Genomic DNA, 26,349 nt, shown 5'->3' on the forward strand with positions numbered 1-26,349 from the left:
GTGCACCCCCTGGTCGTGGGGGTGCACACGGACTACTCGTCGCCGGTGAGGGAGAAGCCGCGGAGGCGCTGGCCCGACCAGACCACCGCGCCGACGGTGATGATCAGCAGGGCCGGTACGGCGAAGCCGAGGGTGATCTCGGTGGAGAAGAACGGTGAGGAGGACACCTGGTCGGCGACCGACTGGGCCCACTGCTGGATGGAGAACCTCCGGGCACCGGGGACGAAGTTGCCCACCACGCCCTCCCAGACGAGCGCGTAGACGATGCCGATGGTGACCGCGTGCCGGGTCAGCACACCCAGCAGCATGAACACCGCCGCGTACGCGATCCCGCCGACCAGGGCACCGAGGGCGAAGCCGTAGGCGATCCCGGATTCGAGGTTGACCAGCAGGTAGGCCGCGACGAAGGTCGGTACGGTGGCGAACAACGCGAGCATCGAGGCGGCGACCACGAACTTGGTCTGCGCGATCACCGGGCGGGAGATCGGCTTGGCCAGCAGGTGGATGATCGTGCCGTCGTCGATCTCGGGGGCGATCACCCCGGTCCCGGCGATCAGGCCGAGCAGCGGCAGCATGGTGCCGATGGCGAAGGTCCGCATGAGCGTGACCGCGGTCCGCTCGTCGGCGGCGCCGATGAGGTTCAGCAGGGCCGCCATGGCGACCAGCACCAGGGGCAGCATGATCAGCAGCCAGATCCGGCGGCGGCCGAGGAGGGCCCGGTAGGAGATTCCGGCGATGACACCGTTCATGATCAGCTGCTCCTGTTGATCAGGTAGGAGAAGACGCTCTCCAGGTCCTCGTCGGCGGGGGAGACCTGCCAGACGCGTACGTCCGCGTCCCTGGCGACCCTGGGCAGCAGGCGGGTGAAGCGCCGGAAGTCGAGCGCCTGCACCTCCAGGCCCGCCTCGGTCAGCGAGACCGCGCCCGAGGAGGCGTCGGCGATCAGCGCGGACGCCAGGCGGCGGTCGTCGCTGGAGCGGACCCGGAACAGGTGCGGGCGGTCGGTCATCCGGCGGCGGATCTCACGGAAGTCCCCGGAGGCGGCGTGCCGGCCCGCGACCAGTACCTCGATGTGCTGGGCGACGCGTTCCACCTCCTCCAGGATGTGCGAGCTGAACAGGATGGTCTTGCCCGCCGCGCCCATGGCGCTGACCAGGTCCATCAGGTGCAGGCGCTGGCGGGGGTCCATGCCGTTGAACGGCTCGTCGAGCAGCAGGACCTGGGGGTCGTGCACCAGGGCGGCGGCCACCTTGACGCGCTGGCGCATGCCCTTGGAGTACGTCTCGATCCTGCGGTCCTTGGCGCTCTCCATCTCCACCAGGGCGAGCGCCTTGCGGGCGGCGTCCTCGGGGTCGGGCAGGCGGTGCAGCTTCGCGCTGGACAGCACGAACTGCCAGCCGGTGAGGAAGCCGTAGGCGGCCTCGCGCTCGGGGACCAGGCCGATGGAGCGGTAGATCTGGTGGTTGCGCCAGATCCGGTCGCCGTCCAGGGTGACGGTGCCGCCCGAGGGGGCCAGGAACCCGGCCATCATGTGCAGCAGCGTGGACTTGCCCGCGCCGTTCGGGCCGAGCAGCCCGGTGACGCCGGGGCCGACGGTCATGGTGATGTCGTTGACGGCGACCACGTTGCCGTACCAGCGGGAGACCTGGGCCAGTTCGATCCTCATCGGGAGGCCGCCTTCCGGTAGCGCGCGATCAGGGCCGTCACGGACAGGCCGATCAGCGCGATCATGATCACTCCGGCGACCAGGCTGCCCGCGCCCGAGGGGTAGATGACGTTCGAGGCGGGGGTCGCCCCGAAGATTCCGACGTGCACGGCGGCGTCCACCAGGAAGAACGGGTTGATCAGCCAGGCCCACGCGGCGCCGGCGTCGTCGCCCATCGACTCCAGCACCCCGTACAGCACCGTGGAGACGGCGGAGGCGAGCAGGTAGAGGGCGATGACCGAGGCCACGCCCAGACCGCGTCTGGGGGTGAACGAGGCGATGGCGATGCCGAGACAGGCCAGCAGCAGCGCGTAGCCGGCCGCGCCGGCCATGCTGGTGAGATATTCGACGGTGTGCGTGTCGCCGGGCAGGTCGATGACCACCTCACCGATGAACAGCACGGTGAGCGGAACCGCCAGCAGCAGGAACATCGCCGCGGTCATCGCCGCCAGCTTCGCCCCGACGTAGTCCCAGAGCGTCACCGGGCGCGACAGGTAGAGCGGCAGCACCCGGAAGCGCAGGTCGGGGGCGACGGCGTACGGCGACTGGGAGGCCAGGAAGATCGCGAGCACGACCTGCATGAAGACCGCGTAATCGGTGTAGCGCAGGCCCTCCTGCTTGATCAGCGCCATTGCCGCGATGGAGACGACGGCGGGCAGGAACATGATGCCCACCAGCATGAAAGGAATGATCTTGGAGCGGGCGGTGCGGCCGAGCCCGAAGATCCCGCGCAGGCTGTGCACGGTCAGCGCGGCGGTGGCGTGGCCCCGGCCGAGCCGCACCCCGTCGTAGTGGCGGTATCCGATGTCGTGGATGACACCCGTGGGTTCAGACATTGGCCGGCTCCCTGAAGACGTCCTCGATGCGCTGGCGCCCCTGTTCCAGGCGGACGAGGCAGAGGTCGAGCTCGCAGACGGCGTCGCGGAGGACATCGAAGGTCTCCGGCGCGCGGACGTGGACGAGCAGCATCCTGCCGTGCGGGGTGACGGTCTCGCCCAGCTCGGTCAGCCGGGCCACGAGCGCGTCCTGGCCCTCCTCCACCTCGACGGTCACGGTCTGGGTCTGCTGGGTGAACTCCCCGATGGCCGAGGAGCGCAGCAGCTTGCCGCCGTCGATCACGATGACGTGGTCGCAGACCCGCTCAAGCTCGCCCAGCAGGTGGGAGGTGACCAGCACGCTGATGCCGAACTCCGAGCCGATCCTGCGGATCAGCGCGAGCATCTCGTCACGGCCCTGCGGGTCGAGGCCGTTGGTGGGCTCGTCCAGCAGGACCAGGCGCGGGTCGTGCACCAGGGCCTGGGCCAGCTTGACCCGCTGCTTCATGCCGGTGGAGTAGCCGCCCATCGCGCGGTAGCGCTCCTCGTACAGCCCGACGTGGCGCAGCACGTCGGCGGCGCGTTCGCGGGCCGCGGTGCGCGGCAGGCCGGACATCTGGGCCATGTGCACGGTGAACTCGGTGGCGGACAGATCGGGCGGCAGGCAGTCGTGCTCGGGCATGTAGCCCACGATCCGGCGGATCTCCGCGCCCCTGGTCACGGCGTCCATGCCCAGCACCTGGGCGCGGCCGGCGCTGGGTTCGAGCAGGCCGAGCAGGATCTTGATCAGCGTGGACTTGCCCGCGCCGTTGGCGCCGACCAGACCGGTCACGCCGGGGCCGACGGTGACGGTGAGCTGGTCGAGCGCCGTCACCCGGGGGAAACGTCTGGTCAGTCCCTCGGTGGCGAGGATAGTCATACTGGGACAGTATCCGCCGTCGCGGACGGACACCTCAGCCGTACGAAGGAATCCCCCTCGTCCAAAAGGGCGGTTCACCGCCTGCCGGGAGATACCGGAAGTCGCATGCCGAACCGGGACCAGTAGGCCCGCTGCACGAGGAGCGTCAGCACCCCGGAGATGATCATTCCTGCGATGTTCACCCCGAGCTGGACGGCCGACGCGCCCATGTCGCCCCAGCGCGACAGCGCGGCGGCGACCGCGAAATAGCCCGCGGCCGGGACCGTGGTGACCGAGATGAAGACGCCGACCAGCGCCGAGGACTTGCCGGCGGTCACCGAGAGCACCCCGGCGGCCCCGGCGAGCAGCGCCACGATGAACGACCACCTGTCGGGCTTGACGATGAACTCGATCTCCTCGTGCCCGGTCCGCAGCGAGCCGCTGTCGATCCAGCCCAGCCACCGCCAGGCCAGCGCGCAGACGAAGGTGATCGCGAGGGCGACGGCGAAGCCCACGGCCAGGGTACGGAGCGCGCGGCCGATCAGCTGCCGGTCGGTACGGATCAGGCCGAAGCAGATGGCCGCGATCGCACCGAACTCCGGCCCCAGCACCATCGCGCCGACGATGAGGATCGGCGAGTTGACGATCACGCCGATCGCCGCGATCTGCGTGGCGATCATCAGGAACGCGAGGAAGGCCCAGGTGAGCCGGGAGTCGTCGCCGACCCGCTGGGCGAACTCCGCCCAGACCACCGCGTCGTCCCCGTCGCCGGGCGCCTCCTCCTGGGCGCGCTCGGACACCTCCGAGAGCGACAGGTCGACCTCCTCGGCCGCGATCGACCCCTCGGTGTGCAGGCCGAGCCGCTGCAGGTACTCGATCACCTCGTTGGCGGCCTCGCGGGCGACGTCGAACTGGACGAGGTCCCCGGCGGGGGAGCGCGCGGCACCGGGAAGCACGACGATGTTGACCACGCCGACGCAGGTTTCGAGCACCTCCAGCACCCCGTCCGACAATTCCGGCGGACTGATCACGCGCAGATGCAACACGGGCCAACCTTAGAACCTGCGGGCGGCTCACTGAAGCCCGGAGAATCTCCGGCCTGCGCCACAGAGAGAGCCCGGTGGCCGGTAAGGAGCACAGCACGGTCCGCGCAGAGGCGCGGCCCCGCCCGCATGAAGACGAGGCAGCTCGGCGTGCTCGCTACACGTGACCTCGCGGCCTTCTTGGCTGGTTGTCCCCGGTCTTCATGGTCGTTGGGGGATCTCCAACTTCTTACAGGTCAATGTGGTCGACCCGGATCGCACGGTCGCCCGGAATAACGATCGGATCCGCGACCTCGACCACGCGGTCTCGGGAGTACATCAGCCGAGTGATCGAGAAAACGGGTACCCCGGAGCCGATCCCGAGGCGTTCGGACTCGTCCGGGGTCGGCATGCGGACCGAGGTCTCCTCGGTGATCTTGTCGACCTCGATGCCGAGCGTGCGCAACTGGCCGATGGTGCCGCCGGGCCATGGCTCGTTCCTCGGGTCGGCGACCGGTGTGCCCTCGACGTCGGAGGCCAGCAGGCATGGCCGGGACATCTGTGAGGGGACGCCCTTGGCATAGAAGACGAACCGGCGCTCCAGCACGCGGACGCCGGGCTCGACGCCGAACAGACCGGCCAGGCGCTCATCCGCCTCGATCCAACGGAATGCCTTGTCCAGCCGGTACTCCGCCCAGGTGATCCCGGCGTCCGCGGTGAACGACGTCTGCGGTATCTCCTGTGGACCGGCGTCGGCCCGATAGCGATCCATGGAAAGGCGTCTGGTGACCGGCTTCTCGCGGACCCAGGTCCCGCCCCGGCCCCTGGTGTCGACCAGGCCAGAGGTCTTGAGACTGTCGATCGCCTGCCTGATCACGATGTCGGAGACGCCGTAATGGGCGGCGAGGTCGGCATGCCGAGGGAGTTTGGAGCCGGGCGGGTAGTCGCCACGCAGGATCGCGTCCCGCAGTTCAGCGGTGACGTGCTCGTAGGCATGGCCAGCCACGTGCCGTCCTCCTCGTGTGGATATCCCATACGGCTTGGCAGGAACCATACATGCTGGTCATTGTCGTATACGACAATAGATTGTCGTACTCTTCATGGGAGGATGATGGTGGTTCCTCACGATCCAGCGCATCATGCCCGCCTGTCCTAAAGGTGGCTCGACGAGCGCCACCACCTGTTCGACACGCCGGAACCCGCCGTCGTATTCGTGAACGACAGCGTTTCTCGGGGAGAGCCTTACCCCACTGTCGAGCTGGCCGAGGCCGCGTTCTGGCGTGCGGTCACCGGCGGCATCCTGGCCCACGAGGAACGCCTCGTCTCCGTCGCGTGGTCCAAGATCGGCGCTGAGGCGGCCGTGCTGGTCGACCACGGAACCGGTCTGTTCCACCTTGCCTGCCGTGACGGCCAGGCAGCGGGCGCCCGCTGGTTCATCGACGAGGCAGAGGCCCGTGCCGCATGGATTGACGCCGTCCGGGTGTTGATCGCTGACCGATTCAGTGGCTGGACCATATGGACCAGCGACACCGGGCGCTGGTGGGCCACCCGCCATCTCGACCTCACCGAGGCCGAGGTCGAGATGGCGGTGTCCCGCACCCTGAACGCGGACACTCCCGAACGTCTCGTGGAGCTTTTCCCCGAGCAGGAGCAGATGGTATGAGCCCCCGCTTCGATGCTCCCAGCGCCGCCTACGTCGCTGCGGAGAGATTGCGGGTCGAGCTTGCGGCTCTCGGTGTCCATGCCGACGTCCACCACGGGTACGGCATGGCCCTGGTGTCGGTCTGGCGTGAGCTTCTCGTCTGGACGGACGGCACGGTCTACCGGTGGTGGACCGGCCAGCTGTCGTGGAAGACGGGGCAGCGGCTCTATACGGTCGGTGACCCGGATGACCCGACTGTGGCGGCGCGTTGCGTCGCGCGTCGGCGCGAAGAACTCCGGCAGACGTACCCCCTGCCCGAATTGATCGCGGAGCGGGTGCAGCCGCCGTGATCGGGCTGGACGAGGCGTGCGTGAGTCCGCACCTGGGAATGGCCCAGCGCGATCATGTCCGGCTCGACTGGCGCGGGCCGTACCGGACGCCGGAGCGGGTGCGGCCGCTGGCGTGGACATGCGCGTGCCGGGCCACGGTGTACGAGCTGTGCCAGGGCGGTGGGCAGGGCTTCATCTAATAACTCCCGTGGATACCCCGGCCTTCAGGCCGGGGAGGAAACGGGAGCGGGAAGGCGCTCTAGCGCCTGAGCGTGCCTGGACCCGCACGACCCACCCCACCCAACACTTAACTGATCTTGCAGTAGGGTGTGAAACATGGCGCAGATCGTGAAGCGGGCATTCAAGTTCCGCTTCTACCCGACGGACGAGCAGGCAGCGGAGCTGTCTCGCACGTTCGGCTGCGCCCGCCTCGTCTACAACAAAGCCCTCGAACACCGCACCCGCGCCTACACCCAGGAAGGCCGCCGCGTCTCCTACGTGGAGTCCTCGGCCGCGCTCACCGCGTGGAAGAAGACCGAGGACCTCGCGTTCCTGTCCGAGGTGTCCTCGGTCCCGCTCCAGCAGGCGCTTCGCCACCTGCAGGCCGCGTTCTCCAACTTCTTCGCCAAACGCGCGAAGTACCCCACGTTCAAGTCCCGTAAGAAGTCCCGGGCGAGCGCCGAGTACACCCGTAGCGCCTTCCGATGGAAGGACGGCCGGATCACCCTCGCGAAGATGAACGGGCCACTGGACATCGTGTGGTCGCGTCCGCTGCCCGAGGGGGCCGAGCCGTCCACGGTGACCGTGTCGAGGGACGCGGCCGGGCGCTGGTTCGTGTCCCTGCTGGTCGAGGAGCGCATCACCCCGCTCCCCCCGGCCGCGAGTACGGTTGGGGTGGACGCGGGCCTCACCGCCCTGGTCACCCTCTCCACCGGGGAGAAGATCGTCAACCCCGGGCACGAGCGGGCCGACCGCAAGCGCCTGGCCAAGGCTCAGCGCAGCCTCGCCCGCACGGAGAAGGGGTCGAACAACCGGCGGAAGGCGAAACTCAAGGTCGCCCGTGTCCATGCCCGGATCGGTGATCGGCGCCGTGATCACCTGCACAAGGTCACCACTCGTCTCGTCCGTGAGAACCAAACGGTCGTGATCGAGGACCTCACCGTGCGCAACATGGTGAGGAACCACAGCCTGGCCCGCGCGATCTCGGATGCGAGCTGGCGTCGGATGCGGTCCATGCTGGAGTACAAGGCCGCCTGGTACGGGCGGGAACTCCTCGTCGTGGACCGCTGGTTCCCCTCCTCCAGGCTGTGCTCGGCGTGCGGGGCGATCCAGCGGTCCATGCCGTTGGGCGTCCGGGACTGGGTGTGTGCCTGCGGCGCCGCCCATGACCGGGACGTCAACGCCGCGAAGAACATCCTCGCCGCCGGGCTGGCGGAGAGGTAAAACGCCTGTGGAGCCGGTGTAAGACCTCAAAGGGGGATTTCTCCTGGCGGGCGACTGGCGGTGAAGCAGGAACCCTCACGGGCGACCGTGGGAATCCCCCTCGTTTACGAGGGGGAGGATGTCAATCGGCGCATCACCCAACTCGACACCGGCCACCGGGTGGACGAGAGCCTCCGCTGGTCGATCGCTGAGACTCGGGCGATCTGGGCGGCCTTGCTGTCCGGAAGAGCCCGGTAGTACGGCGTGGCGGTGCGGGATCTGGAGGGACCCGTGCTGCCACGTCACTCGGCACGGGCGAGATCGCGGTCACGACCCGGCGGACGCGGCGCGGAGCAGGCGGAGCTGGCCGATCTCGGTGATGTTCTTCATCAGTTCGGAGTTGACCCAGGCGATCATGTGGGCGACGGTCAGCTCGGGGCTGTCCGGCCAGGGGAAAGGGGCGACGGCGTCCAGGTCGGCGTCGGTGAGCCGGTCCAGCACCGCCAGCCACTCCACCCGAAGGCCGCGTAGCCAGTCGACGGTGGCCTGCCCGTCGCCCGGCCACCCGATCTCCTCCCGGTCACGTGGTGTCCGCCCCCGCGCGTGGTCGATGGTCACCGTCCACCACCAGCCGATGTGCCAGGTGACCCACCCGAGCGTGGGGACCGGAATGGGATCGGGTTCGGCATCGTCCCAGTCCGGCACCCACATCCCGTCGGCGCCCGGACGCACCGTCCAGTAGTGGGGTGCGGGCTCCCAGAGGAAGTCCTCCGGCCGCAGTTGCTCCAGATGGAGTTCGAACAGCGACCAGGTCAGATCGAACTGCCAGCGGAGCAGTTCGGCACGGGAAACAGGCACCGGCCGACCCTGTCACAACATCCGCCCACCCCGAAAGTCGTTTTTATCGGCCCGGACCACCCGCCGCTGATGACCTGGTAGCCGCGTATGAGCGGGTTGCGGGTGCCGCCGGGGCCACATCACGCCGGAGTACGGCGGTGTCGGTGGCGCCGTACCAGGGCGGGCAGCCAGGGGGCGGTGCCGATCAGGACCAGGAGCGAGAGCAGTGGTATCCGCCACCACCATGAGATGCTCGCCGGTGGCGGGGGCGGGGTGGGCGTCACCCATGGTCGTGCGGTCTTCGACCAGGCCAGGAAGGCGTCGCCGATCGGGAGCAGGCCGAAGGCGTACCGCTTGGTCCAGGGGGTGTCGAGCGGCAGGCCGGCCAACTCGCCGTAGCCGGCCAGCGCCTCGGCGAGCGGCGCGTCGCCGTGGACCTGGGCGGCGCCGAGGGTGACCGCGGTCGCCGACAGGCTCACCCCGAGGGGGAGCGGTCCCGAGTCGACGTCGGCCGGACCGTCCAGGCCGTCGGGGTACTCCCGTACGGCGGGTCCGAGGCCGAGCGGCGAGACGACGTAGGCGTCGCGGAAGCGCAGGTACTGCTCGGCGGCGAAGGCCGGGTCGATGTCGACGAGGAAACGGTGGATGACGCTCTGCGAGGTGCCCCTGGCCACCTCGGCCACCTCGCCGGTGTCGGGGTCGGCCCGGTGCGGGAGCAGTCCGGTGCGCGGATCGAGCCGTCGGCGTACCTCCCGCAGCCATCGCTCGGCGGTCCCGGCGAACCGGGCCGGCAGCAGCGTGTCGTGCAGCCGCAGCGACGCCATCGCCACCGTCGAGTCGACCGGCCACGCCTGACCCGGGTAGGCCGTCAGGTACGGCGACGCCGAGGCGTCGAACGCCGCGCCGAGCGCGGCGGAGTCGCCGGCGAACCGGCGTAGCTCGCCGGGATCGCGCCGCCCGGCCGGTTGCAGGCTCAGCACCTGACCGCGCAGCCAGTTGCTCCAGCCGAGATAGAAGACGCCGTACGGCGGGGTGAGGTCCGGGCTGAACGGTTCGCGGCCGGACGGCGAGTCCAGCCGCTCCAGCGCCCACCGGGCCTCCCGCAGCGCCGTCGCCCGCTCGCCCGCCGGTTCTCTTATCCCGATCTCGGCCCAGCTCAGGCCGTACAGCGCGTGCAGGAAGAAGTACCCCTCAGGGAACAGCCGTTGTGCCTCGTCACCGGCTCCGCCGTCCAGGGCGGCGCGCAGGAACGTCAGCTGCCGCCGGACCCCGGCCGGCTCGCCGGTCGTCCCCGCGGTGGCGGGCGCGACCAGCCGCACCACCCCCGCCAGGGCGCAGAGGCCGACCACGACGGTGACCAGCCGACGCGCCCGGCGCAGCGTCCGGCGCGCTTTCGACGAAGGCTCAGGCATCCGCCGATCCTAGGAGCGAAACGGGGGAAAGGGGCGGAAGGTCAGATGCGGCGGAGGCGGACGCGGCTGACCGAGTGGTCGGCGCTCTTGTGCAGGACCAGGTCGGCGCGGCCCCTGGTGGGGGCGATGTTCTCCAGGAGGTTGCGCTCGTTGATGTCGCGCCAGATGTCCTTGGCGAACTCGGTCGCCTGCTCCTCGGACAGTTCGGCGAGGTGCCTGAAGTAGGACTTCGGGTCCTCGAAGGCGGTCTGCCGCAGCTTGTGGAAGCGGTCCACGTACCAGTCGCGGATGTGCTCGACCTTGGCGTCCACGTAGATGGAGAAGTCGAAGTAGTCGTTGATCGCGAGCGCGGTGGGTGGGGCGGGCTGCAGCACGTTGAGGCCCTCGACGATGAGGATGTCGGGCCGGCGGATGGTCTGGGTCGCACCGGGCACGATGTCGTACTCCAGGTGGCTGTAGATCGGGGCGGTCACCTCGGGCAGGCCCGCCTTGACGTCGGCGACGAACCTGACCAGGGCCCGCCGGTCGTAGCTCTCCGGGAAGCCCTTCCGGTGCATGATGTTCCTGGCGGTGAGGACCTCGTTCGGGAACAGGAAGCTGTCCGTGGTGATCAGGTCCACCCGGGGGTGCTCCGGCCAGCGGGCCAGCAGGGTGTGCAGCAGCCTGGCGGTGGTCGACTTGCCGACCGCGACGCTGCCGGCGATGCCCAGCACGTACGGGGCCGTCCGCCGCTCGCCGCCGAGGAAGGTGTTGAGCGCCGCGCTGCGCTGCCTGACTCCGGTGAAGTGCAGGTTGAGCAGCCGGGTGAGCGGCAGGTAGATGTCGGTGACCTCGGTCAGGTCGATCGGGTCGTCGACGCCGCGCAGCTCCTCCAGTTCGCTCTCGGTGAGCGTCAGGGGGGTGTTCTTCCGCAGGTCGCTCCACTGAGCCCGGCTCAGCTGCACGTACGGTGTCGCGGTGTCCAAACCGTTGGCCATGTTCAGCAAGCCTACTGATCGCCTCTGCGTACGATCCTGCCGGGTGCCGGGCAGGATTCTTGGGCTGTCTGGGGGGTTCTCCATAGACAAGGTGGCCGATCTCTCAGGGAAGGGGGTAGGTCATGTGCGGCATAGTGGGATATACGGGACAGCGGCAGGCGATCGAGGTCGCCGTCGAGGGACTGGGCCGGCTGGAGTACCGGGGGTACGACTCGGCGGGAATCGCACTGGTCGGATCCGGCGGCCTGGTCGTGGAGAAACGGGCGGGGAAACTGGCCAACCTGCGCTCGGCACTGGTCTCGCGGCCCGCGCCGCCGTCGACGGTCGGGATCGGGCACACCAGATGGGCCACCCACGGGGCGCCCACCGACCGCAACGCCCACCCGCACACCGACTGTCACGGGCGGATCGCGGTCATCCACAACGGGATCATCGAGAACTTCGCCGTGCTCAGGAGTGAGCTGGAGGACAAGGGCCACCGGATCGTCTCCGAGACCGACACGGAGGTGGTGGCGCACCTGCTGGAGGAGTTCGCCGCCGGCGGCCTGGCGGAGGCGATGCGCCGGGTCTGCCTGAGGCTGGAGGGGGCGTTCACGCTGCTCGCGGTCTCGGTGGACGAGCCCGAGGTGGTGGTGGGGGCGCGGCGTAACTCGCCGCTGGTGGTCGGCAGAGGGGACGGGGAGAACTTCCTCGGTTCGGACGTGGCGGCCTTCATCGCCTACACCCGCGAGGCGGTGGAACTGGGGCAGGACCAGGTGGTCGAGCTGCGTCCCTCGAAGATCACGGTCTTCGACTTCCAGGGGGCTCCGGCCGGGACGCGTGACTATCACATCGGCTGGGACGCCTCGGCCGCCGAGAAGGACGGCTACGACCACTTCATGCTCAAGGAGATCGCCGAGCAGCCCAGGGCCGTCGCCGACACGCTGCTCGGCAGGGTCGGCCAGGACGGCCTGCTGGTGCTGGACGAGATGCGCCTGTCCGACCAGGAGCTACGCGACATCAACAAGATCATCCTGGTGGCCTGCGGGACCTCCTACCACGCCGGGCTCATCGCGAAGTACGCCATCGAGCACTGGGCTCAGCTGCCCTGCGAGGTCGAGGTGGCCAGCGAGTTCCGCTACCGCGACCCGATCCTCACCCGGGACACGTTGGTCGTCGTGATCAGCCAGTCGGGCGAGACGATGGACACGCTCATGGCGGTACGGCACGCGCGAGGGCAGCGCTCCCGGGTGCTGGCGGTGTGCAACGTGAACGGCTCCACGATCTCCCGCGAGTCCGACGCCGTCCTCTACACGCACGCGGGCCCGGAGGTCGCGGTGGCCTCCACCAAGGCCTTCCTCACCCAGTTGGTGGCCTGCTACCTGGTGGCGCTCTACCTCGCGCAGGTTCGGGGCACGAAGTTCGGCGACGAGATCACCCAGATCGTCGACCGGCTGACGGAGATGCCGTCGAGGGTGAGCGAGGTCCTCTCGACGGTCGAACCGGTCCGCGCGCTGGCCAGATCGCTGGCCGCCGAGCGGTGCGTGCTCTTCCTCGGGCGGCACGTGGGCTTCCCCGTCGCGCTGGAGGGAGCGCTGAAGCTCAAGGAACTGGCGTACATGCACGCCGAGGGCTTCGCCGCGGGGGAGCTCAAGCACGGCCCGATCGCGCTGATCGACACGGGGCTCCCGGTCGTGGTCGTCGTCCCCTCGTTGTCCGGCCAGCGGGTGATCCACGACAAGATCGTGTCCAACATCCAGGAGATCAGGGCCAGGGGCGCCAGGACCCTCGTCATCGCCGAGGAGGGCGACGACGTGGTCGAGCGGTACGCCGACACGCTGATCCGCATCCCGGCCGTGCCGACCCTGCTCCAGCCGCTGGTCGCCACGGTGCCGCTCCAGGTCTTCGCCTGCGAGCTGGCCACCGCCAAGGGGCACGACGTCGACCAGCCCCGCAACCTCGCCAAGTCGGTCACGGTGGAGTGAGCCTCGGACGGGGTTGTCCACAGCCTGTGGACAACCCCTATGGATTACCGAGGGGTAGAAGTGGGAACAGGAGCTGCCCGCTTTCTTGCATGGTTAATTGTCGATATATGCCATATAGCGGACTACTGGCGGCGGATTAACGTGACGTGAATCCACCGGACCTCAGGGAGTCGCAAGATGGATCGTCGTCGTTTCCTTGCCGGTAGTGGTGCGCTGGCCGCGGTAGGGGTGGCCGGGCCGTTCGCCGGTGTCGCGCAGGCGGGGCTGAACGGGGAGACCCGCCCCGGAGGCGGGTACGGGCCGTTGAAGCCGGTCGCCGACGAGCGGGACGGCGCGGTCCGGCTTCATCTGCCAGACGGCTTCCGCTACGCCTCCTTCAGCGTCGCCGGGGACAGGTTCGGCGACGGGTCCGCCGTCCCCTCCAGGCACGACGGCATGGCCGCGTTCCGCGGGCCCGCGAACACCGCGATCCTCGTCCGCAACCACGAGGTCAACGGCCCGGTCGGCGCGTTCGGCGACCCGGCCAAGGCCTACGACCCGGCGGCGGGCGGTGGCACCTCCACGCTCAGGGTCACCCGCTACGGCAAGGTGATCTCCGCAGCCCCCAGCCTGACCGGCACCCAGATGAACTGCTCGGGCGGCCCGATGCCCTGGGGTGCCTGGGTGACCTGCGAGGAGACAGTCAACGGGCCGGACGTGGGCAACGACTTCACCGGCCAGGACAACAGCAGGCTCACCCAGAAGCACGGCTACATCTTCGAGGTCCCGATCGACGGCAGGGCCTCGGGACCGATCAGGAGCGCCGGGCGGTTCGCCCACGAGTCGGCCGCGTTCGACTCGTTCACCGGCGCCGTCTACCTCACCGAGGACAACTTCGCGTTCGCCTCCGGGTTCTACCGCTACCTGCCGCCGAAGAACCCGCTCCGGGCCGGTCGCATCCTCGACGGCGGCAGGCTGCAGATGCTGGCCGTGCGGGGCGCGCCGGGCAAGGACCTCTCGCTCGGCCAGGCCAAGGGAGCCGCCTACCAGACCACCTGGGTGGACATCGACGACCCCGACCCCACCTTCATCGGCACCCCCGCCAACGATCTCGCGATCCAGGCGGTCGGTAACCAGGGCAGGGCCAAGGGGGCGGCACTCTTCTCCCGGCTGGAGGGGGCGATCAACCATCACGGCACGATCTACTTCGTCTCCACGCAGGGCGGCGCGACCGCGTCCGGCGACACCCCGCCCAGCGGCTTCGGCAAGGGGCGCGGCCAGGTGTGGGCGTACGAGACGTGGAGCGGGAGGCTCAGGCTCGTCTACGAGTCGCCGGGATCGGTCACCCTCGACCTGCCGGACAACGTCACCGCCAGCCCCCGGGGCACACTGGTCCTGTGCGAGGACGGCCCGGGCGACAACTACCTGCGCGGCCTCACCAGCCGTGGCGAGATCTTCGACTTCTCCCGGCTGGCCCCCGTCTCCGGGGACTCGGGCGCCGAGTTCGCCGGCTCGACCTTCGGTCCCGGCGGGCACACCCTCTACGTCAACGTCCAGTCGTCGGCGGGGATGAGCTTCGCCATCTGGGGGCCCTGGCAGCGCGGCGGCTTCTGACCTCCCCGCCGACCCCCGCGACCCGCTCCGGGGCCGGTCGTACGACGTCTGTGCCGGCCGACGTCTGTGCCGGCCGGCGTCCGGGGCGGCCGACGTCCGGGGCGGGCGGCCGGAACGGGCGGCCGGTGAAGATCATCGGTAACCTGGGGAAATGATCGTTGGGATCGGCGTCGACGTCGTGGACGTGGCCAGGTTCGAGGCGACCCTGGTGCGGACGCCCGCGCTGCGGGGGCGCCTGTTCACCGCCGCCGAGAGCGCGCTGGCGACGGAGTCGCTGGCCGCCAGGTTCGCGGCCAAGGAGGCCGTCGCCAAGGCGCTGGGCGCGCCCCCCGGGCTGCGGCACCTGGACGCCGAGGTGCTCACCGGCGAGCACGGACGGCCCGAGCTGCGGGTGACCGGCAAGGTGGCGGACGTCGCCCTGGCCCTGGGCGTGGTCAGATGGCACGTCTCCCTGACGCACGACGGGGGTGTCGCCATCGCCTATGTGATCGCCGAGGGATAAATTCGGTGGAATGCGGACCGCGTACACATCCGACCAGATCAGGGCGGCCGAGGCGACGCTGATGGCGACCCTGCCCGAGGGCACCCTGATGGAGAGGGCGGCCACCGGGCTCGCGGTGGTCTGCGCCAGGATGCTCGGCGGCGTGTACGGCTCCCGCGTCGTGCTGCTCGTCGGCGGCGGTGACAACGGCGGCGACACCCTCTACGCCGGGGCACGCCTGGCGGCCAGGGGGGCCGGGGTTGACGCGATCGTCGCCGGGAAGCGCGTCCACGAGGCGGGACTGGAGGCCCTGCGCCGCGTGGGCGGCCGGGTGACCGATCTGCCCGGCGGCTCCGCCCGTACCTCCGCGACCACCCCGGACGGCCCGGCGGCGGGAAACCTCGCGGGAGCGCCCGGGGACGGTGTGACGGGTGGTGACGCGGTGGTGGGCGAGGCGGTCCGCGACCTGATCGGCGCGGCGGATCTGATCGTGGACGGGATGCTCGGGATCGGCGGGACCGGGGCGCTCAGGGGGCCGTACGCGACCCTGGCCCGGCTCGCGAGTGACGCGCCCGGCGAGGTCGTCGCGGTGGATCTGCCGAGCGGGGTGGACGCGAGCAACGGCCAGGTGGAGGGCGCGGCGGTCCGCGCGGACGCCACGGTCACGTTCGGAGCGTGGAAGACCGGGCTGCTGGTGGATCCCGGCGCCGGGCACGCGGGCCGGACGGAACTCGTCGACATCGGTCTCGGCCCCCATCTGCCGGAACCCGACGCGGTCGCGCTGACGGACGCCGACGTGGCCGCCCTGCTGCCCAGGCCCGGCGCCTCCTCCGACAAGTACCGCCGGGGCGTCGTCGGGATCGCGGCGGGCAGCGAGTGCTACACCGGCGCGGCGGTGCTGGCGGTGGGCGGGGCCCTGCGGGCCGGGGTGGGCATGGTCCGCTACGCGGGGGGCGCCGAGCCGGTGGCCCAGGTGCGGGCCCACTGGCCCGAGGCGGTGATCACCACGCTCGCCCCCGGCGAGGGCGTCGAGGAGGTGGGCCGGGTGCAGGCGTGGGTGCTCGGTCCCGGGCTCGGCACCGGCGACGAGGCGCGCGCCATCGCCCGCTCGGTGCTGGCCGACGACGTTCCCGTGCTCGTCGACGCCGACGCGCTGACCCTGGTGGCCCGGGAGCGGTCACTGCTCCGCCGCGACGCGCCCGTCCTGATCACCCCGCACGCCGGCGAGCTGTCCCGCCTGACGGGGGTGCCGAGGGAGCTGATCGAGGCACGGAGCCTGGAGAACGTACGGCGGGCGGCGGCCGAGCTGGAGGTGACCGTACTGCTCAAGGGCTCGACCACGCTGGTCGCGCAGGAAGGGCGGCCGGTCAGGATCAACCCCACCGGAAGTCCCTGGCTCGCGACCGGCGGCACCGGCGACGTGCTGGCCGGCCTGGCGGGCGCGCTGCTGGCCGCGGGACTGAGCGGTTATGACGCGGCCTCCTGCGCCGCCTACCTGCACGGAATCGCCGGTCGGCACGGCCCTCTCGCCGCCTCCGACGTCGCCGAGGCCCTGCCGGAGACGGTGCGGTCGTTGGTCAACGGGCTCAGGCAGAGCCGCTCACCTGCCAAACTGGAGCGATGAGCTTCCCGATGACTCCCGCCGAGGCACGGGTGGACCTCTCGGCGATCCGCGAGAATCTGGCGCTGCTCGGGAGCCATGCCCCCGGCGCCGAGATAATGGCGGTGGTCAAGGCCGACGCCTACGGGCACGGGCTGGTCCCCGCCGCGCGAGGTTGCCTGGAGGGCGGGGCCGGCCGGCTGGGCACCGCCTACGTCCGCGAGGCCCTCCAACTGCGGGCCGCCGGGATCACCGCGCCGATCCTGTCGTGGATCCTCCCGCCGGGCGAGCCCCTGGCGCAGGCGGTCGAGCACGACATCGAGCTGTCGGCGGGCTCGGTCGCGCTGGTCGACGCGATCGCCGACGCCGCGGCCCTGACCGGCCGGACGGCCAGGGTGCATCTGAAGGCCGACACCGGCATGTCACGTGGCGGTGCGACGCCGCGTGAGTGGCCCGACCTGCTCGACCGGGCGCTGTGGCGGCAGGCCGAGGGGACCGTCGAGATCGCCGGGCTCTGGTCCCACTTCGCCTGCGCGGACATTCCGGGAGATCCATCCATCGTGGCCCAGCTGATGGCGTTCGACGAGGCGCTGGCCGTCGCGGAGAAGGCGGGTGCCGGAGGCTCCCACGTCATCAGGCACATCGCCAACTCGGCGGCCACCCTGACGCTGCCGCAGGCGCGCTACGACATGGTCCGTCCCGGGATCGCGACCTTCGGGCTGAGCCCCGTGCCCGAGCTCGGCGACTTCGGGCTGCGCCCCGTGATGACGCTCGTGGCGCGGGTCGCACTGGTCAAGCGGGTGTCCGCCGGATCGGGGGTGTCGTACGGCCACCTGTATGTCACGGATCGGGAGACCACGCTTGGTCTCGTCCCGCTCGGGTACGCGGACGGGATCTCACGGCGCGCCACCAACCTGGCGGAGGTGCTGGCGGGTGGCCACAGGAGGCGGATCGCCGGCCGGGTCTGCATGGACCAGTTCATGATCGACGTAGCGGACGACCCGCTGGCGGAGGGCGACGAGGTGATCCTGTTCGGTGACGGATCGCGGGGCGAGCCGACCGCCCAGGAATGGGCGGATTCCCTCGGCACGATCACGCATGAGATCGTGACCGGGATCGGTTCGCGGGTCCCGCGCGTTTACCGGTGAAAGGGAGCTCAGGGGGTCGCATGAGTACTACCACACGGCGCAAGGTCGGTATCGCGAGCGCGATCGTCGGTGTCGCGTCCGCGGGAGTGGCCGCCGGGGCCCTCGCCAAGCGGTACGCCGTAGGCCGCATCAGACTCCGCCCCGACCTGGAGGCGAGCGAGCCGCTCGGAGAGCTTCGGGGCCGTCCCACCACGGTCACCACCTCCGACGGCGTTCCGCTGTACGCCGAGGTGGACGGCCGGGAAGACGCTCCGCTGACCGTGGTGTTCTGCCACGGCTACACGCTCAACCTCGACTCCTGGCACTACCAGCGGCGCGATCTGGGCGACGCCTACCGTCTGGTCCTGTGGGACCAGCGCTCCCACGGACGATCGCCGCGCATCCCGACGGAGGACTGCTCGATCGACCGGCTCGGCGACGACCTGGCCGAGATCGTCGAGGCGCTGGTGCCGGGCCCGTGCGTGCTCGTCGGCCACTCCATGGGCGGTATGACGATCATGGCGCTCGCCGACCGGCACCCCGAGCTGTTCGGCGACAAGATCAAGGGCGTCGCGCTGATCTCCACCTCCCCCGGCAAGCTCGGCGAGATCTCCCTCGGCCTGCCCGCGCTGCTGTCGAAGGCGGTGCACAAGGCCACACCGGGCACGGTGTCGATCCTGAGGCGCGGTGGCGCGCTGGTCGACAAGAGCCGCCAGGTCGGCAATGACGTGGCCTTCCTGGCCCTGCGCCACCTGGGGTTCGGCGATTCCAAGAACGTCAGTCCCACGGTCGTCGACTTCGTCGAGTCGATGATCCGTTCCACCCCTTTCGAGGTGATCGCCGAGTTCTACCCGGCGCTGATGTCGCACGACAAGCTGAGCGCGCTGGGTGTGCTGGACGAGGTGCCCACCTCCATCATGGTCGGCGACAAGGACTGGCTCACCCCGGTCGAACACAGCAAGGCGATGGCGGCGGCGCTGCCGAGCGCCCGGTTCACCGAGATCCCGGAGAGCTCGCACCTGGTCCAGTTGGAGCGGCCGGCGCTCGTCAACAACGCGCTGCACGACCTGCTCAAGCGGGCGATCGCCGACACCGACGACGCGGACCGGTGAGCGGGTGCGACCCGCGGGGATTCGGGAGGTCAGAAGATGGGCGAGGGCGGCGAGGACACTGACAGGAGTGACGCACCGGTGAGAGTCGTGGCGACCGCCGAGGAGATGCGGGAGCTGGGTCAGAGGCTGGCCGAGCTGTTGCGGCCGGGAGACCTGGCCGTGTTGTCGGGCCCGCTCGGCGCGGGCAAGACGACCCTGGTGCAGGGCATCGCCGAAGGGCTCAAGGTACGCGGACCGATCACCTCGCCGACCTTCGTCATCGCCCGGGTGCACCCCTCGCTCTCCGGCGGTCCGGCGCTGGTCCACGTCGACGCCTACCGCCTCGGCGGGGACCTGGAGGTCGACGACCTGGACCTGGACGCCTCGCTGGAGGAGTCGGTGACCGTCGTGGAGTGGGGCGAGGGCCTGGTGGAGGGGCTCGCCGACGACCGGCTGGAGATCCTCATCGGCAGGGGCGCGTCCGGCGAGCCGGGTGAGGAACGGACCGTGACCCTCCGCGGGGTCGGACCGCGCTGGGAAGGTGTCATCTGATATGCCCACGGGGGCCGGGAAATCCTGACAGGCTGGTACCCCGCCCCATTGGTCTAGATCGTCGGGCGCGTTGATCGACTCTGGCGGGTTTGCCCATGTTTAATGGGGAACAGGTGGGACATCGTGCCGGGCGAGGGTCGTCGGCCGGAGGGCGAAGTGGAGTTCGACGGTGCCAAGCGTCAAGCGTGTCGCGGTTGCGGGAGCCATCGTTCTTTTCGGGATGGCCGGGCTGGTCGGGTGTTCGGCGGAGGCCAACTCGGGCAGCCCGACGGCCACCCCCATCTCCACCCCGCCTGATTCCGGCATCAGCCGGCAGGACATCGAGGTCCAGCTCCAACCGGCCCGCGCCAAGGCCGGGCAGAAGGTGTGGGTCCTGGCGAACTGCCCGATCCCGCAGGGGGGGCCCGAGCACCGCGGCACCGCGTCATCCCGGATCTTCCGCACCCCGGTGACCCTCGACCCGATCCTCGCGACGCCCACGCCGGCCCCCGCGAACACCGCCAGCCCGACGCCGCGCCCGTGGGTCCGCGGTCAGGCCACCGTCGCCGACGGCGTGGCCGCCGGTGTCTACGAGGTCAACGCCAGGTGCGAGGGGACCAACGACACGGGCAAGACCAACCTCAGGATCGTGGCCGACACCGAGCCGAACTCCAGCCCGACGTCCAAGCCCACGTCCAAGCCGACCAGAACGATCATCAGCACCGAGGCGCCGGGCACGGGCGGCGGCGGCACCGCGGCGGGAGGCCCCGCCGACTCGGGCGGGCCGATCGGCACCACGGGCGTCCTGCTCGCTCTCGCCCTGGCCGGCGGCATCGGCATCGCGGTCGTGCGTCGCCGCCGTTCGTAGTCCCCGATGGCCGATTCCACCCGCTGGTCCAGGATCGTCCTGGCCGGAGTCGTCACCGGTGCCGTCATGGTCGCGCTCAACAGCAGGGACGGCGGTGAGGAGAAGCCGCCGGTCCGGGCCTCGGTCGTGCCCAGCCGCATCGACATCCCGTCCCTGGGTATCAAGGCGCCCCTGATGAAGCTCGGCGTGCAGGACGGCCGGATCGAACTGCCGCCGTACGAGAAACCGAACACCGCGGGCTGGGTCAAGGACAGCGCGGTCCCCGGGGACGAGGGCTCCGCGGTGATCCTCGGGCACGTGGACACCAAGACCGCGCCCGCCGTCTTCTACAAGCTCAAGGAGATGCGGGAGGGACAGGTCATCAAGGTGGTGCGCAGCGACGGCAAGGTCGCCCAGTACCGGGTGGACACGATCGAGCAGATCAGCAAGAGCCGGTTCCCCGCCGACAAGGTCTACCTTGAGGACGGCCTGCGGCTCATCACCTGCGGCGGGACCTTCGACTGGGACAACCGCGAATATCGCGACAACCTCATCGTCTACGCCACCCTGGTCAAGACCTGAGCCCAGCTGCCCGGGGCTCGCGCGGGCCCCGTACCAGGCTCGGATGGGGGCGCGGTGGGCGTACGCCGAGCGGGCTCCCGCCCGCGTTCCCCCGCCCCGGCAGGGCGGCGCTCCTGAGCCCTCCCAGGAAGGACTAGGCTAACTGTTCGTGCTGGTCCTGGCCTTTGACACCGCAACCCCCGCCGTCACAGCAGCGCTGCACGACGGTGCGAGGGTCCTCGCCGAGTCGACGACGGTCGACGCGCGCCGCCACGGTGAGCTGCTCGTACCCACGATCGAGACGGTCCTGAGTGAGGCCGGAGCCTCGCTCCGCGACGTCACCGCGGTCGTCGCGGGCTCCGGCCCCGGCCCCTACACCGGGCTCCGGGTCGGCCTGGTGACCGCCCAGGCCCTCGCGACGTCACTGGGCGTCCCGGCGTACGGCGTGTGCACGCTCGACGCGCTCGCCTACGGCAGCGGGCTGACCGAGCCGTTCCTGGTGGCCACCGACGCCCGGCGCAAGGAGGTGTTCTGGGGGCACTACCAGGAGATGCGCACCCGGCTGTCCGGCCCCGCGGTGGACCGGCCCCAGGACCTGCCGGGGGAGCTCCCACTGGTCGGCGCGGGCGCGCGGATGTACGCCGAGGTCGTCGGGGCCTCCCGGCTGCTGGACGCGCCGGAGTATCCCCACGCGGGCGCGCTGGCGGCGCTGGCCGCCGAGCAGCTCGGCGAGCCGGGCGTCCACGCGGTCGTCGAGAGCGGCACCCACCCTGTGCTCGGCCTGCCCCACCCGATCTATCTGCGCCGCCCTGACGCCCGGGTGCCCTCGGCGCCCAAGAAGGTCTCCGCATGACGACGGTGCTCCGTCAGATGACCTTCGACGACCTGCCCGCGGTCATGGAGATCGAGCGCAGGACCTTTCCCGCCGACGCCTGGAGCGAGGGCATGCTCCGCGGTGAACTCGACGACCAGCCGAGGACCAGGCACTACGTGGTGGCCCTGGCCGAGGACGCGGTCGTCGGCTACGCGGGCCTCGCCGCGGCGGGGGACCAGGCCGACGTGCAGACCATCGCGGTGCTGGCCGAGTGGCGCCGGAACGGCATCGGCGGCGCCCTGCTGACCGAGCTGCTGACCGAGGCCGAGCGCCGGGGCGCGGTCTCGGTCTTCCTGGAGGTGCGCGCCGACAACCCGGGCGCGCAGGCGGTCTACGACAGGTTCGGGTTCGAGCGGATCGGCATGCGCCTCCGCTACTACGAGGACGGCACCGACGCGATCATGATGAGAAAGGATCTCCATGCGTGACGAACCGGTGGTCCTGGGCATCGAGACCTCCTGTGACGAGACGGGGGTGGGAATCGTCCGGGGGCACACCATGCTGGCCAACGCCATCGCCTCCAGCGTCGAGCAGCACGCCCGTTTCGGCGGGGTGGTGCCCGAGGTCGCCTCCAGGGCGCACCTGGAGGCGATGACTCCGACCGTCGAGCGGGCACTGGAACGGGCGGGCCTGCGCCTCGCGGACATCGACGCGATCGCGGTCACCGCCGGGCCGGGTCTGTCCGGCGCGCTGCTCGTCGGCGTCGCCGCCGCCAAGGCGTACTCGCTGGGTCTAGGCGTGCCGCTGTACGGCGTCAACCACCTGGCGGCCCACGTCGCGGTGGACCAGCTGGAGCACGGAGCCCTGCCCAAGCCGTGTATCGCCATGCTGGTCTCCGGCGGGCACTCGTCCCTGCTGCTGGTGCCCGATGTCGCGAGGGACGTCATCTCGCTGGGGTCCACCGTGGACGACGCCGCGGGCGAGGCGTTCGACAAGGTGGCCAGGGTGCTCGGCCTGCCCTTCCCCGGCGGGCCGCACATCGACAGGGTGGCCCGCGACGGCTCCGGTGCGGCCATCGCGTTCCCGCGCGGCAAGTACGACGACGGGACGCTCGACTTCTCCTTCTCCGGCCTGAAGACCGCCGTGGCCCGGTGGGTGGAGGCCAGGGAGAAGGAGGGCGGGTCGATCCACGTGCCCGACGTGGCGGCGTCCTTCCAGGAGGCCGTCGTCGACGTGCTGACCCGCAAGGCCCTGCGTGCGTGTGCCAAGTACGGTGTCGGTGACCTGCTGATCGGCGGCGGGGTGGCGGCCAACTCCCGGCTGAGGGCGATGGCGCAGGAGCGCTGCGAGGCGGCCGGGGTCCGGCTCCGGGTGCCCAGTCCCGGGCTGTGCACGGACAACGGTGCCATGGTGGCGGCGCTGGGCTCCGATCTGGTGGCGGCAGGTGTCGAGCCGTCGTCGCTGGACATCCCCGCCGACTCCTCGTTGCCCATCACCACGGTCCACGTGTAGCGGGCTCACGGCCGTCGCGGGGGCCGCCGCGCCCCCGTGGGCGGCGGCTCCACAGGCTCTTCGAGGCGCTGTCGTGCCGCTCCTACGCGGAGTGCAGGGCCAGCACCGGGTAGTCGGTGTAGCCGCGGTGGTCGCCGCCGAAGGCCGAGCCGAAGTCGGCCTGGTTGAGCTCGGCGCCGAGGCGGAGGCGGACCGGCAGGTCGGGATTGGCCAGGAACGACGCGCCCAGCGAGACCAGGTCGGCGCCGCGCTCCAGCGAGTGCGAGATCCTGGCGGCCGGGTCGCCGATCGACGGGTCGTTGACGATGAGGGTGTTCGGCCAGGATTTGCGGATCTCTCCGTTGAGGTCGTCCGAACCGCTCGCCACCAGGTGCAGGTAGGCCAGGTCGAGCCCGGCGAGCTCGGACACCAATGCCGGGTAGACCTCGTGCATGTCTTTCTCGACCAGGTCACCCGCCCCGTTGCCCGGGGAGAGCCGGATACCGACCCGGGACGAGCCGATCCGGCCGGCGACCGCCCGCGCGGTCTCCACGCCGAAGCGGATCCTGTTGTCCACCGAGCCGCCGAAGCGGTCCTCGCGCAGGTTGGCGTTCTGTGACAGGAACTGGTGGATGAGATAGCCGTTGGCGCCGTGCAGCTCGACCCCGTCGAAGCCCGCGTCCACGGCGCGGGCGGCGGCGTCCGCGAAGTCCTGGATGGTGGTCTCCGCCTCGGCGGTGGTCAGTTCCCGGGGTGCGGGGTAGTCCTGCAGGCCGCTGGGCGTGAAGATCTGACCCGCCGGTCGTACCACGGACGGCCCGGTGGGCAGCGCGCCGGTGTTGTCGGGGTGGCCGATCCGGCCGGAGTGCATGATCTGGGCGAAGATCCTGCCGCCCGCCGCGTGGACGGCGTCGGTGACCTCCCGCCATCCCGCCACCTGCTCGTCGGTGTGCAGGCCCGGGGTGTTCAGGTAACCCTTTCCGGCCTGGCTGGGTTGCACTCCCTCGGTGATGATCAGGCCCGCGGAGGCTCGCTGGGCGTAGTAGAGGGCGGTCAGCGACGAGGGGATCCCGTCGAGGTAGGACCGCGAGCGGGTCATGGGTGCCATGACCAGGCGGTTGGGCAGCTGGAGGCCGGCCAGCGTGAACGGTGAGAACGGCATGACGATTCCCTTCTTGGCTGGCCAACTTGGCTGGCCAATAAGCAGTTCTACAACTTGGTCGGCCAACATGCAAGCGGTAGTCTCGGAGGGGACGGAAGGACCTGAACATGGCGGAGCCGCTGTTCGACGAGGGGTGCGGTGAGTACGACGCCGACCTCAACTGCCTGATGGCCTACGCCGCCCGAGGCCACCGCGTCCTGCTCGCCAGCCTCCTCGGGGAGATCGACCTCTATCCGGGCCAGGAGCGAGTGCTGGGCGCCCTGTGGGACAACGGTCCCCAGTCGCAGAACGCGCTGGCGAAGATCGTCGGCATCGACGTGTCCACCATGACCAAGACCCTGCAGCGCCTGGAGCGCAGCGGCTTCGTCAGCCGCAGGCCCGACCTGGCCAATCGGCGGATCAGCATCGTCGAGATCACGCCCAGGGGGCACGCGCTCCGCCCCGAGGTGGACCGGGTCCTCACCGAGATGCACCGCCGGATGACCCAGGGGCTGACGGAGGAGCAGACGGAGGAGTTGACGTCCCTGCTCGGCGTGGTCAGGGGCAACCTGTGCCGCGAGGCGGGTGCGCGAGGCCCGGCCGGGGACCAGGCCCTTGACGCCGCTCGGACCGGCTGACGGCACCCGTACGGGATCGGCAAGGAGCGGACCCGGACCGGCCAGGGCGGGGGGAGTCCCGCGCACGGGCCCCTACCTGGGCAGGAGGGCTCCGGTCAGTCCCTGGTGGGGCGGAGCAGTGCCTCGGCCAGGGCCAGCATGGTCTCCTCCAGGGCGCCCAGCCGGCGGGTGAGGTCCGCGTGCGCGGGCTCCACGGTCTCGTTCAGGGCGTCGGAGAGCTGGTCGCGGTCGGGCTGGGCGCGGAGCATCTCGGCCAGCGGTGTCAGCGCGGCCTCGGCTCGGATGACGCGCTCGTCCAGGGAGTCGAAGCGCTCGCGCTGCTCGTCGGTCTGGGCGCCGATGAGCGCGCTGACGCCGATACCGACGCCGAGGACGGAGGGCAGCGCCTCAAGGCGCTCGTCCAGGCTCTCCAGGCGCTCCCCGGACTTCTCCGCGCGGCCGTCCAGGGTGGACAGGCGGGAGTCGATGACGTCCATCCGGCCGGTGAGGCGGCCCTCGATGTCGTCGAGGCGCTCGTCGAGGGTGTCGAAACGGCCACCCGCCGCCATGCGATGGCCGTTCAGCCGGTCGACGCGGCTCTCCACGGCGGCGGCGCGCTCGTCGATCCTGGGCACCACCAGATCGACCCCGGCCCCCACCCGCTCGACCCTGCCGTTGACCTGCTCGACGGCGGCGAGCACTCGGTCGGCGGCCGTGCCGACCACCTGCTGGACGCTCGCGGACAGGCCGAGTATCCCTGCCTCGATGCGCCCGGCACGCTGGGAGAGGTCGGCCAGCGCCCTGTCCAGACGGCCGAACCGGTGCGCCGCGATGCCCATGTCGGCCTGGAGCCGGCCGAGGTGCTCGGCCAGCTGCCGCACCTGCTCGTCGATGCCCTGGGTGCCGTCGGAGATCGCCCGGAGGCGGGTGAGCGCCTCGTCCACGCTCTCGCCCACGGTGCCGAGATCGGTCCACAGGCTCGGCAGCTCGCCGAGGGGGGTGACCCGGTCGCGGACGGCGTCGACCCGCCTGCCGAAGGACTCGACCCGCTCGCCGACGGCGTCGACGTGGTCGCGGACCGCCTCGACGTGCTGGGCCAGGCCCTCGGCCCAGGAGGGCGGGCGGGCGGCGATGTCGTCCAGGCGCCCGTTGACGGACTCCAGCGTGCCGTTCAGCCCGCCGATCTCGCGCTCCCTGACCTCGCGCAGCAGCCACTCCATGCCCTCCAGGCGCTGCCGGATCTCGTCGAGCACGGCGCCCTGGGTCCGCTGCTCGTAGACGTGGTCCTGGGCCGCCCGAGCGAGGAGCTCACGCATCCGGTCGGAGATGGCGGTCTGGCTGCCCGCCTGGAGCAGGGTGTGGTCAGCGTGATCCACCGAGAGCTCCTTCGCTCGCCGACGCTCAGCCGCGCGGTTGGATTGGGTCGGTTCTG

27 protein-coding genes and 1 pseudogene are annotated in these 26,349 nt (G+C 70.7%); 17 read left to right on the forward strand and 11 right to left on the reverse strand.

Going from position 1 to position 26,349, the window contains the following annotated elements; genetic code table 11:
• Nucleotides 1–32: 32 nt before the first annotated feature.
• The 6 genes from ACQP0P_RS07325 to ACQP0P_RS07350 form a co-directional block, all read right to left on the reverse strand.
• Nucleotides 33–749 carry an ABC transporter permease gene (locus ACQP0P_RS07325; protein WP_433372614.1) on the reverse strand — a complete coding sequence of 239 codons (717 nt, stop codon included), beginning with the start codon at nucleotides 747–749 and terminating at the stop codon, nucleotides 33–35.
• A gap of 2 nt (nucleotides 750–751) precedes the next feature.
• Nucleotides 752–1,666: an ABC transporter ATP-binding protein gene (locus ACQP0P_RS07330; RefSeq protein WP_433372617.1), complete on the reverse strand. Its 915-nt coding sequence runs from the start codon at nucleotides 1,664–1,666 to the stop codon at nucleotides 752–754.
• Nucleotides 1,663–2,541 carry an ABC transporter permease gene (locus ACQP0P_RS07335; RefSeq protein WP_433372620.1) on the reverse strand — a complete coding sequence of 293 codons (879 nt, stop codon included), beginning with the start codon at nucleotides 2,539–2,541 and terminating at the stop codon, nucleotides 1,663–1,665. Before ACQP0P_RS07335 ends, ACQP0P_RS07330 begins: the two co-directional genes overlap by 4 nt.
• Nucleotides 2,534–3,439 (reverse strand): ABC transporter ATP-binding protein, encoded by a 906-nt coding sequence (locus ACQP0P_RS07340; RefSeq protein ID WP_433372623.1) that lies wholly within the window; start codon nucleotides 3,437–3,439, stop codon nucleotides 2,534–2,536. Before ACQP0P_RS07340 ends, ACQP0P_RS07335 begins: the two co-directional genes overlap by 8 nt.
• 74 nt (nucleotides 3,440–3,513) lie before the next feature.
• Nucleotides 3,514–4,464, reverse strand: a complete 951-nt coding sequence (locus ACQP0P_RS07345) for a DUF389 domain-containing protein (RefSeq protein ID WP_433372626.1) — start codon at nucleotides 4,462–4,464, stop codon at nucleotides 3,514–3,516.
• Between the two features lie 226 nt (nucleotides 4,465–4,690).
• The gene (locus tag ACQP0P_RS07350; RefSeq protein WP_433372629.1) at nucleotides 4,691–5,446 is read right to left on the reverse strand and encodes a GntR family transcriptional regulator; all 756 of its coding nucleotides are present in this window, start codon (nucleotides 5,444–5,446) and stop codon (nucleotides 4,691–4,693) included.
• 207 nt (nucleotides 5,447–5,653) lie between these two features.
• On the opposite strand from ACQP0P_RS07350, the gene ACQP0P_RS07355 reads away from it, so the two are divergent.
• From ACQP0P_RS07355 to ACQP0P_RS07370, 4 genes and pseudogenes are all read left to right on the forward strand, one after another.
• Complete coding sequence (locus ACQP0P_RS07355) at nucleotides 5,654–6,103, forward strand: hypothetical protein (RefSeq protein ID WP_433372632.1); 450 nt, start codon at nucleotides 5,654–5,656, stop codon at nucleotides 6,101–6,103.
• A complete protein-coding gene (locus ACQP0P_RS07360; RefSeq protein ID WP_433372635.1) occupies nucleotides 6,100–6,432 on the forward strand; it encodes a hypothetical protein in 333 nt (110 codons plus the stop codon). The genes ACQP0P_RS07355 and ACQP0P_RS07360 overlap by 4 nt, the downstream gene beginning before the upstream one ends.
• Entirely contained in the window at nucleotides 6,429–6,611 is a 183-nt protein-coding gene (locus ACQP0P_RS07365) for a hypothetical protein (RefSeq protein ID WP_433372638.1), read from the forward strand. Before ACQP0P_RS07360 ends, ACQP0P_RS07365 begins: the two co-directional genes overlap by 4 nt.
• A gap of 136 nt (nucleotides 6,612–6,747) precedes the next feature.
• Nucleotides 6,748–7,941 (forward strand): annotated as a pseudogene (locus ACQP0P_RS07370) (RNA-guided endonuclease InsQ/TnpB family protein); the annotation flags it as partial.
• A gap of 219 nt (nucleotides 7,942–8,160) precedes the next feature.
• Here ACQP0P_RS07370 and ACQP0P_RS07375 read toward each other — a convergent pair.
• The 3 genes from ACQP0P_RS07375 to coaA all read right to left on the reverse strand — a co-directional run bounded on the left by ACQP0P_RS07375 (nucleotide 8,161) and on the right by coaA (nucleotide 11,059).
• Nucleotides 8,161–8,691: a DinB family protein gene (locus ACQP0P_RS07375; protein ID WP_433372641.1), complete on the reverse strand. Its 531-nt coding sequence runs from the start codon at nucleotides 8,689–8,691 to the stop codon at nucleotides 8,161–8,163.
• 119 nt (nucleotides 8,692–8,810) lie between these two features.
• Nucleotides 8,811–10,082: a hypothetical protein gene (locus tag ACQP0P_RS07380; protein WP_433372644.1), complete on the reverse strand. Its 1,272-nt coding sequence runs from the start codon at nucleotides 10,080–10,082 to the stop codon at nucleotides 8,811–8,813.
• A 41-nt stretch (nucleotides 10,083–10,123) separates the two neighbouring features.
• Nucleotides 10,124–11,059 (reverse strand): type I pantothenate kinase, encoded by a 936-nt coding sequence (gene coaA, locus ACQP0P_RS07385; RefSeq protein ID WP_433372647.1) that lies wholly within the window; start codon nucleotides 11,057–11,059, stop codon nucleotides 10,124–10,126.
• Between the two features lie 122 nt (nucleotides 11,060–11,181).
• Between coaA and glmS the strand changes: the two genes are divergently transcribed.
• The 12 genes from glmS (at nucleotide 11,182) to tsaD (ending at nucleotide 23,180) form a co-directional block, all read left to right on the forward strand.
• Complete coding sequence (gene glmS, locus ACQP0P_RS07390; protein WP_433372650.1) at nucleotides 11,182–13,023, forward strand: glutamine--fructose-6-phosphate transaminase (isomerizing); 1,842 nt, start codon at nucleotides 11,182–11,184, stop codon at nucleotides 13,021–13,023.
• Nucleotides 13,024–13,200: 177 nt separating this feature from the next.
• Entirely contained in the window at nucleotides 13,201–14,616 is a 1,416-nt protein-coding gene (locus tag ACQP0P_RS07395) for a PhoX family protein (protein WP_433372653.1), read from the forward strand.
• 151 nt (nucleotides 14,617–14,767) lie between these two features.
• Complete coding sequence (locus ACQP0P_RS07400; protein ID WP_030912838.1) at nucleotides 14,768–15,118, forward strand: holo-ACP synthase; 351 nt, start codon at nucleotides 14,768–14,770, stop codon at nucleotides 15,116–15,118.
• 10 nt (nucleotides 15,119–15,128) lie between these two features.
• A complete protein-coding gene (locus tag ACQP0P_RS07405) occupies nucleotides 15,129–16,721 on the forward strand; it encodes an NAD(P)H-hydrate dehydratase (protein WP_433372656.1) in 1,593 nt (530 codons plus the stop codon).
• Nucleotides 16,718–17,845, forward strand: a complete 1,128-nt coding sequence (gene alr, locus ACQP0P_RS07410) for an alanine racemase (RefSeq protein WP_433372659.1) — start codon at nucleotides 16,718–16,720, stop codon at nucleotides 17,843–17,845. Before ACQP0P_RS07405 ends, alr begins: the two co-directional genes overlap by 4 nt.
• A gap of 20 nt (nucleotides 17,846–17,865) precedes the next feature.
• Nucleotides 17,866–18,936, forward strand: a complete 1,071-nt coding sequence (locus ACQP0P_RS07415) for an alpha/beta fold hydrolase (RefSeq protein ID WP_433372662.1) — start codon at nucleotides 17,866–17,868, stop codon at nucleotides 18,934–18,936.
• Nucleotides 18,937–18,972: 36 nt separating this feature from the next.
• Nucleotides 18,973–19,467: a tRNA (adenosine(37)-N6)-threonylcarbamoyltransferase complex ATPase subunit type 1 TsaE gene (tsaE, locus tag ACQP0P_RS07420; protein ID WP_433372665.1), complete on the forward strand. Its 495-nt coding sequence runs from the start codon at nucleotides 18,973–18,975 to the stop codon at nucleotides 19,465–19,467.
• A 169-nt stretch (nucleotides 19,468–19,636) separates the two neighbouring features.
• Complete coding sequence (locus ACQP0P_RS07425; RefSeq protein ID WP_433372668.1) at nucleotides 19,637–20,314, forward strand: hypothetical protein; 678 nt, start codon at nucleotides 19,637–19,639, stop codon at nucleotides 20,312–20,314.
• 6 nt (nucleotides 20,315–20,320) lie between these two features.
• On the forward strand, nucleotides 20,321–20,875 hold the full coding sequence (locus ACQP0P_RS07430) for a class F sortase (protein ID WP_433372671.1): 555 nt from the start codon (nucleotides 20,321–20,323) through the stop codon (nucleotides 20,873–20,875).
• 148 nt (nucleotides 20,876–21,023) lie between these two features.
• Complete coding sequence (tsaB, locus tag ACQP0P_RS07435) at nucleotides 21,024–21,707, forward strand: tRNA (adenosine(37)-N6)-threonylcarbamoyltransferase complex dimerization subunit type 1 TsaB (protein WP_355551578.1); 684 nt, start codon at nucleotides 21,024–21,026, stop codon at nucleotides 21,705–21,707.
• Nucleotides 21,704–22,156: a ribosomal protein S18-alanine N-acetyltransferase gene (rimI, locus tag ACQP0P_RS07440; protein ID WP_433372675.1), complete on the forward strand. Its 453-nt coding sequence runs from the start codon at nucleotides 21,704–21,706 to the stop codon at nucleotides 22,154–22,156. The genes tsaB and rimI overlap by 4 nt, the downstream gene beginning before the upstream one ends.
• Nucleotides 22,149–23,180 carry a tRNA (adenosine(37)-N6)-threonylcarbamoyltransferase complex transferase subunit TsaD gene (tsaD, locus tag ACQP0P_RS07445; RefSeq protein ID WP_433372678.1) on the forward strand — a complete coding sequence of 344 codons (1,032 nt, stop codon included), beginning with the start codon at nucleotides 22,149–22,151 and terminating at the stop codon, nucleotides 23,178–23,180. The genes rimI and tsaD overlap by 8 nt, the downstream gene beginning before the upstream one ends.
• Before the next feature lie 82 nt (nucleotides 23,181–23,262).
• On the opposite strand, the gene ACQP0P_RS07450 is transcribed toward tsaD, so the two are convergent.
• Nucleotides 23,263–24,321, reverse strand: a complete 1,059-nt coding sequence (locus ACQP0P_RS07450) for an alkene reductase (RefSeq protein WP_433372681.1) — start codon at nucleotides 24,319–24,321, stop codon at nucleotides 23,263–23,265.
• 107 nt (nucleotides 24,322–24,428) lie between these two features.
• Between ACQP0P_RS07450 and ACQP0P_RS07455 the strand changes: the two genes are divergently transcribed.
• Nucleotides 24,429–24,938, forward strand: a complete 510-nt coding sequence (locus ACQP0P_RS07455; RefSeq protein WP_433372684.1) for a MarR family winged helix-turn-helix transcriptional regulator — start codon at nucleotides 24,429–24,431, stop codon at nucleotides 24,936–24,938.
• A 95-nt stretch (nucleotides 24,939–25,033) separates the two neighbouring features.
• Here ACQP0P_RS07455 and ACQP0P_RS07460 read toward each other — a convergent pair whose 3' ends face one another.
• Complete coding sequence (locus ACQP0P_RS07460; RefSeq protein ID WP_433372687.1) at nucleotides 25,034–26,293, reverse strand: hypothetical protein; 1,260 nt, start codon at nucleotides 26,291–26,293, stop codon at nucleotides 25,034–25,036.
• Between the last annotated feature and the right edge of the window lie 56 nt (nucleotides 26,294–26,349).

The sequence above is a fragment of the Streptosporangium sp. CA-115845 genome, assembly GCF_050943795.1.
Classification (GTDB): Bacteria; Actinomycetota; Actinomycetes; order Streptosporangiales; family Streptosporangiaceae; genus Streptosporangium.

Bases quoted from the DNA above. Each gene is read 5' to 3' on its own strand.
- tsaD (WP_433372678.1), top strand. From the start codon at position 22,149: ATGCGTGACGAACCGGTGGTCCTGGGCATCGAGACCTCCTGTGACGAG.
- ACQP0P_RS07340 (WP_433372623.1), bottom strand. From the start codon at position 3,439: ATGACTATCCTCGCCACCGAGGGACTGACCAGACGTTTCCCCCGGGTG.
- glmS (WP_433372650.1), top strand. From the start codon at position 11,182: ATGTGCGGCATAGTGGGATATACGGGACAGCGGCAGGCGATCGAGGTC.
- ACQP0P_RS07360 (WP_433372635.1), top strand. From the start codon at position 6,100: ATGAGCCCCCGCTTCGATGCTCCCAGCGCCGCCTACGTCGCTGCGGAG.
- ACQP0P_RS07330 (WP_433372617.1), bottom strand. From the start codon at position 1,666: ATGAGGATCGAACTGGCCCAGGTCTCCCGCTGGTACGGCAACGTGGTC.
- ACQP0P_RS07400 (WP_030912838.1), top strand. From the start codon at position 14,768: ATGATCGTTGGGATCGGCGTCGACGTCGTGGACGTGGCCAGGTTCGAG.
- ACQP0P_RS07450 (WP_433372681.1), bottom strand. From the start codon at position 24,321: ATGCCGTTCTCACCGTTCACGCTGGCCGGCCTCCAGCTGCCCAACCGC.
- ACQP0P_RS07380 (WP_433372644.1), bottom strand. From the start codon at position 10,082: ATGCCTGAGCCTTCGTCGAAAGCGCGCCGGACGCTGCGCCGGGCGCGT.
- ACQP0P_RS07325 (WP_433372614.1), bottom strand. From the start codon at position 749: ATGAACGGTGTCATCGCCGGAATCTCCTACCGGGCCCTCCTCGGCCGC.
- ACQP0P_RS07395 (WP_433372653.1), top strand. From the start codon at position 13,201: ATGGATCGTCGTCGTTTCCTTGCCGGTAGTGGTGCGCTGGCCGCGGTA.
- ACQP0P_RS07415 (WP_433372662.1), top strand. From the start codon at position 17,866: ATGAGTACTACCACACGGCGCAAGGTCGGTATCGCGAGCGCGATCGTC.
- tsaE (WP_433372665.1), top strand. From the start codon at position 18,973: ATGGGCGAGGGCGGCGAGGACACTGACAGGAGTGACGCACCGGTGAGA.
- ACQP0P_RS07430 (WP_433372671.1), top strand. From the start codon at position 20,321: ATGGCCGATTCCACCCGCTGGTCCAGGATCGTCCTGGCCGGAGTCGTC.
- ACQP0P_RS07335 (WP_433372620.1), bottom strand. From the start codon at position 2,541: ATGTCTGAACCCACGGGTGTCATCCACGACATCGGATACCGCCACTAC.
- rimI (WP_433372675.1), top strand. From the start codon at position 21,704: ATGACGACGGTGCTCCGTCAGATGACCTTCGACGACCTGCCCGCGGTC.
- ACQP0P_RS07405 (WP_433372656.1), top strand. From the start codon at position 15,129: ATGCGGACCGCGTACACATCCGACCAGATCAGGGCGGCCGAGGCGACG.
- ACQP0P_RS07455 (WP_433372684.1), top strand. From the start codon at position 24,429: ATGGCGGAGCCGCTGTTCGACGAGGGGTGCGGTGAGTACGACGCCGAC.
- coaA (WP_433372647.1), bottom strand. From the start codon at position 11,059: ATGGCCAACGGTTTGGACACCGCGACACCGTACGTGCAGCTGAGCCGG.
- alr (WP_433372659.1), top strand. From the start codon at position 16,718: ATGAGCTTCCCGATGACTCCCGCCGAGGCACGGGTGGACCTCTCGGCG.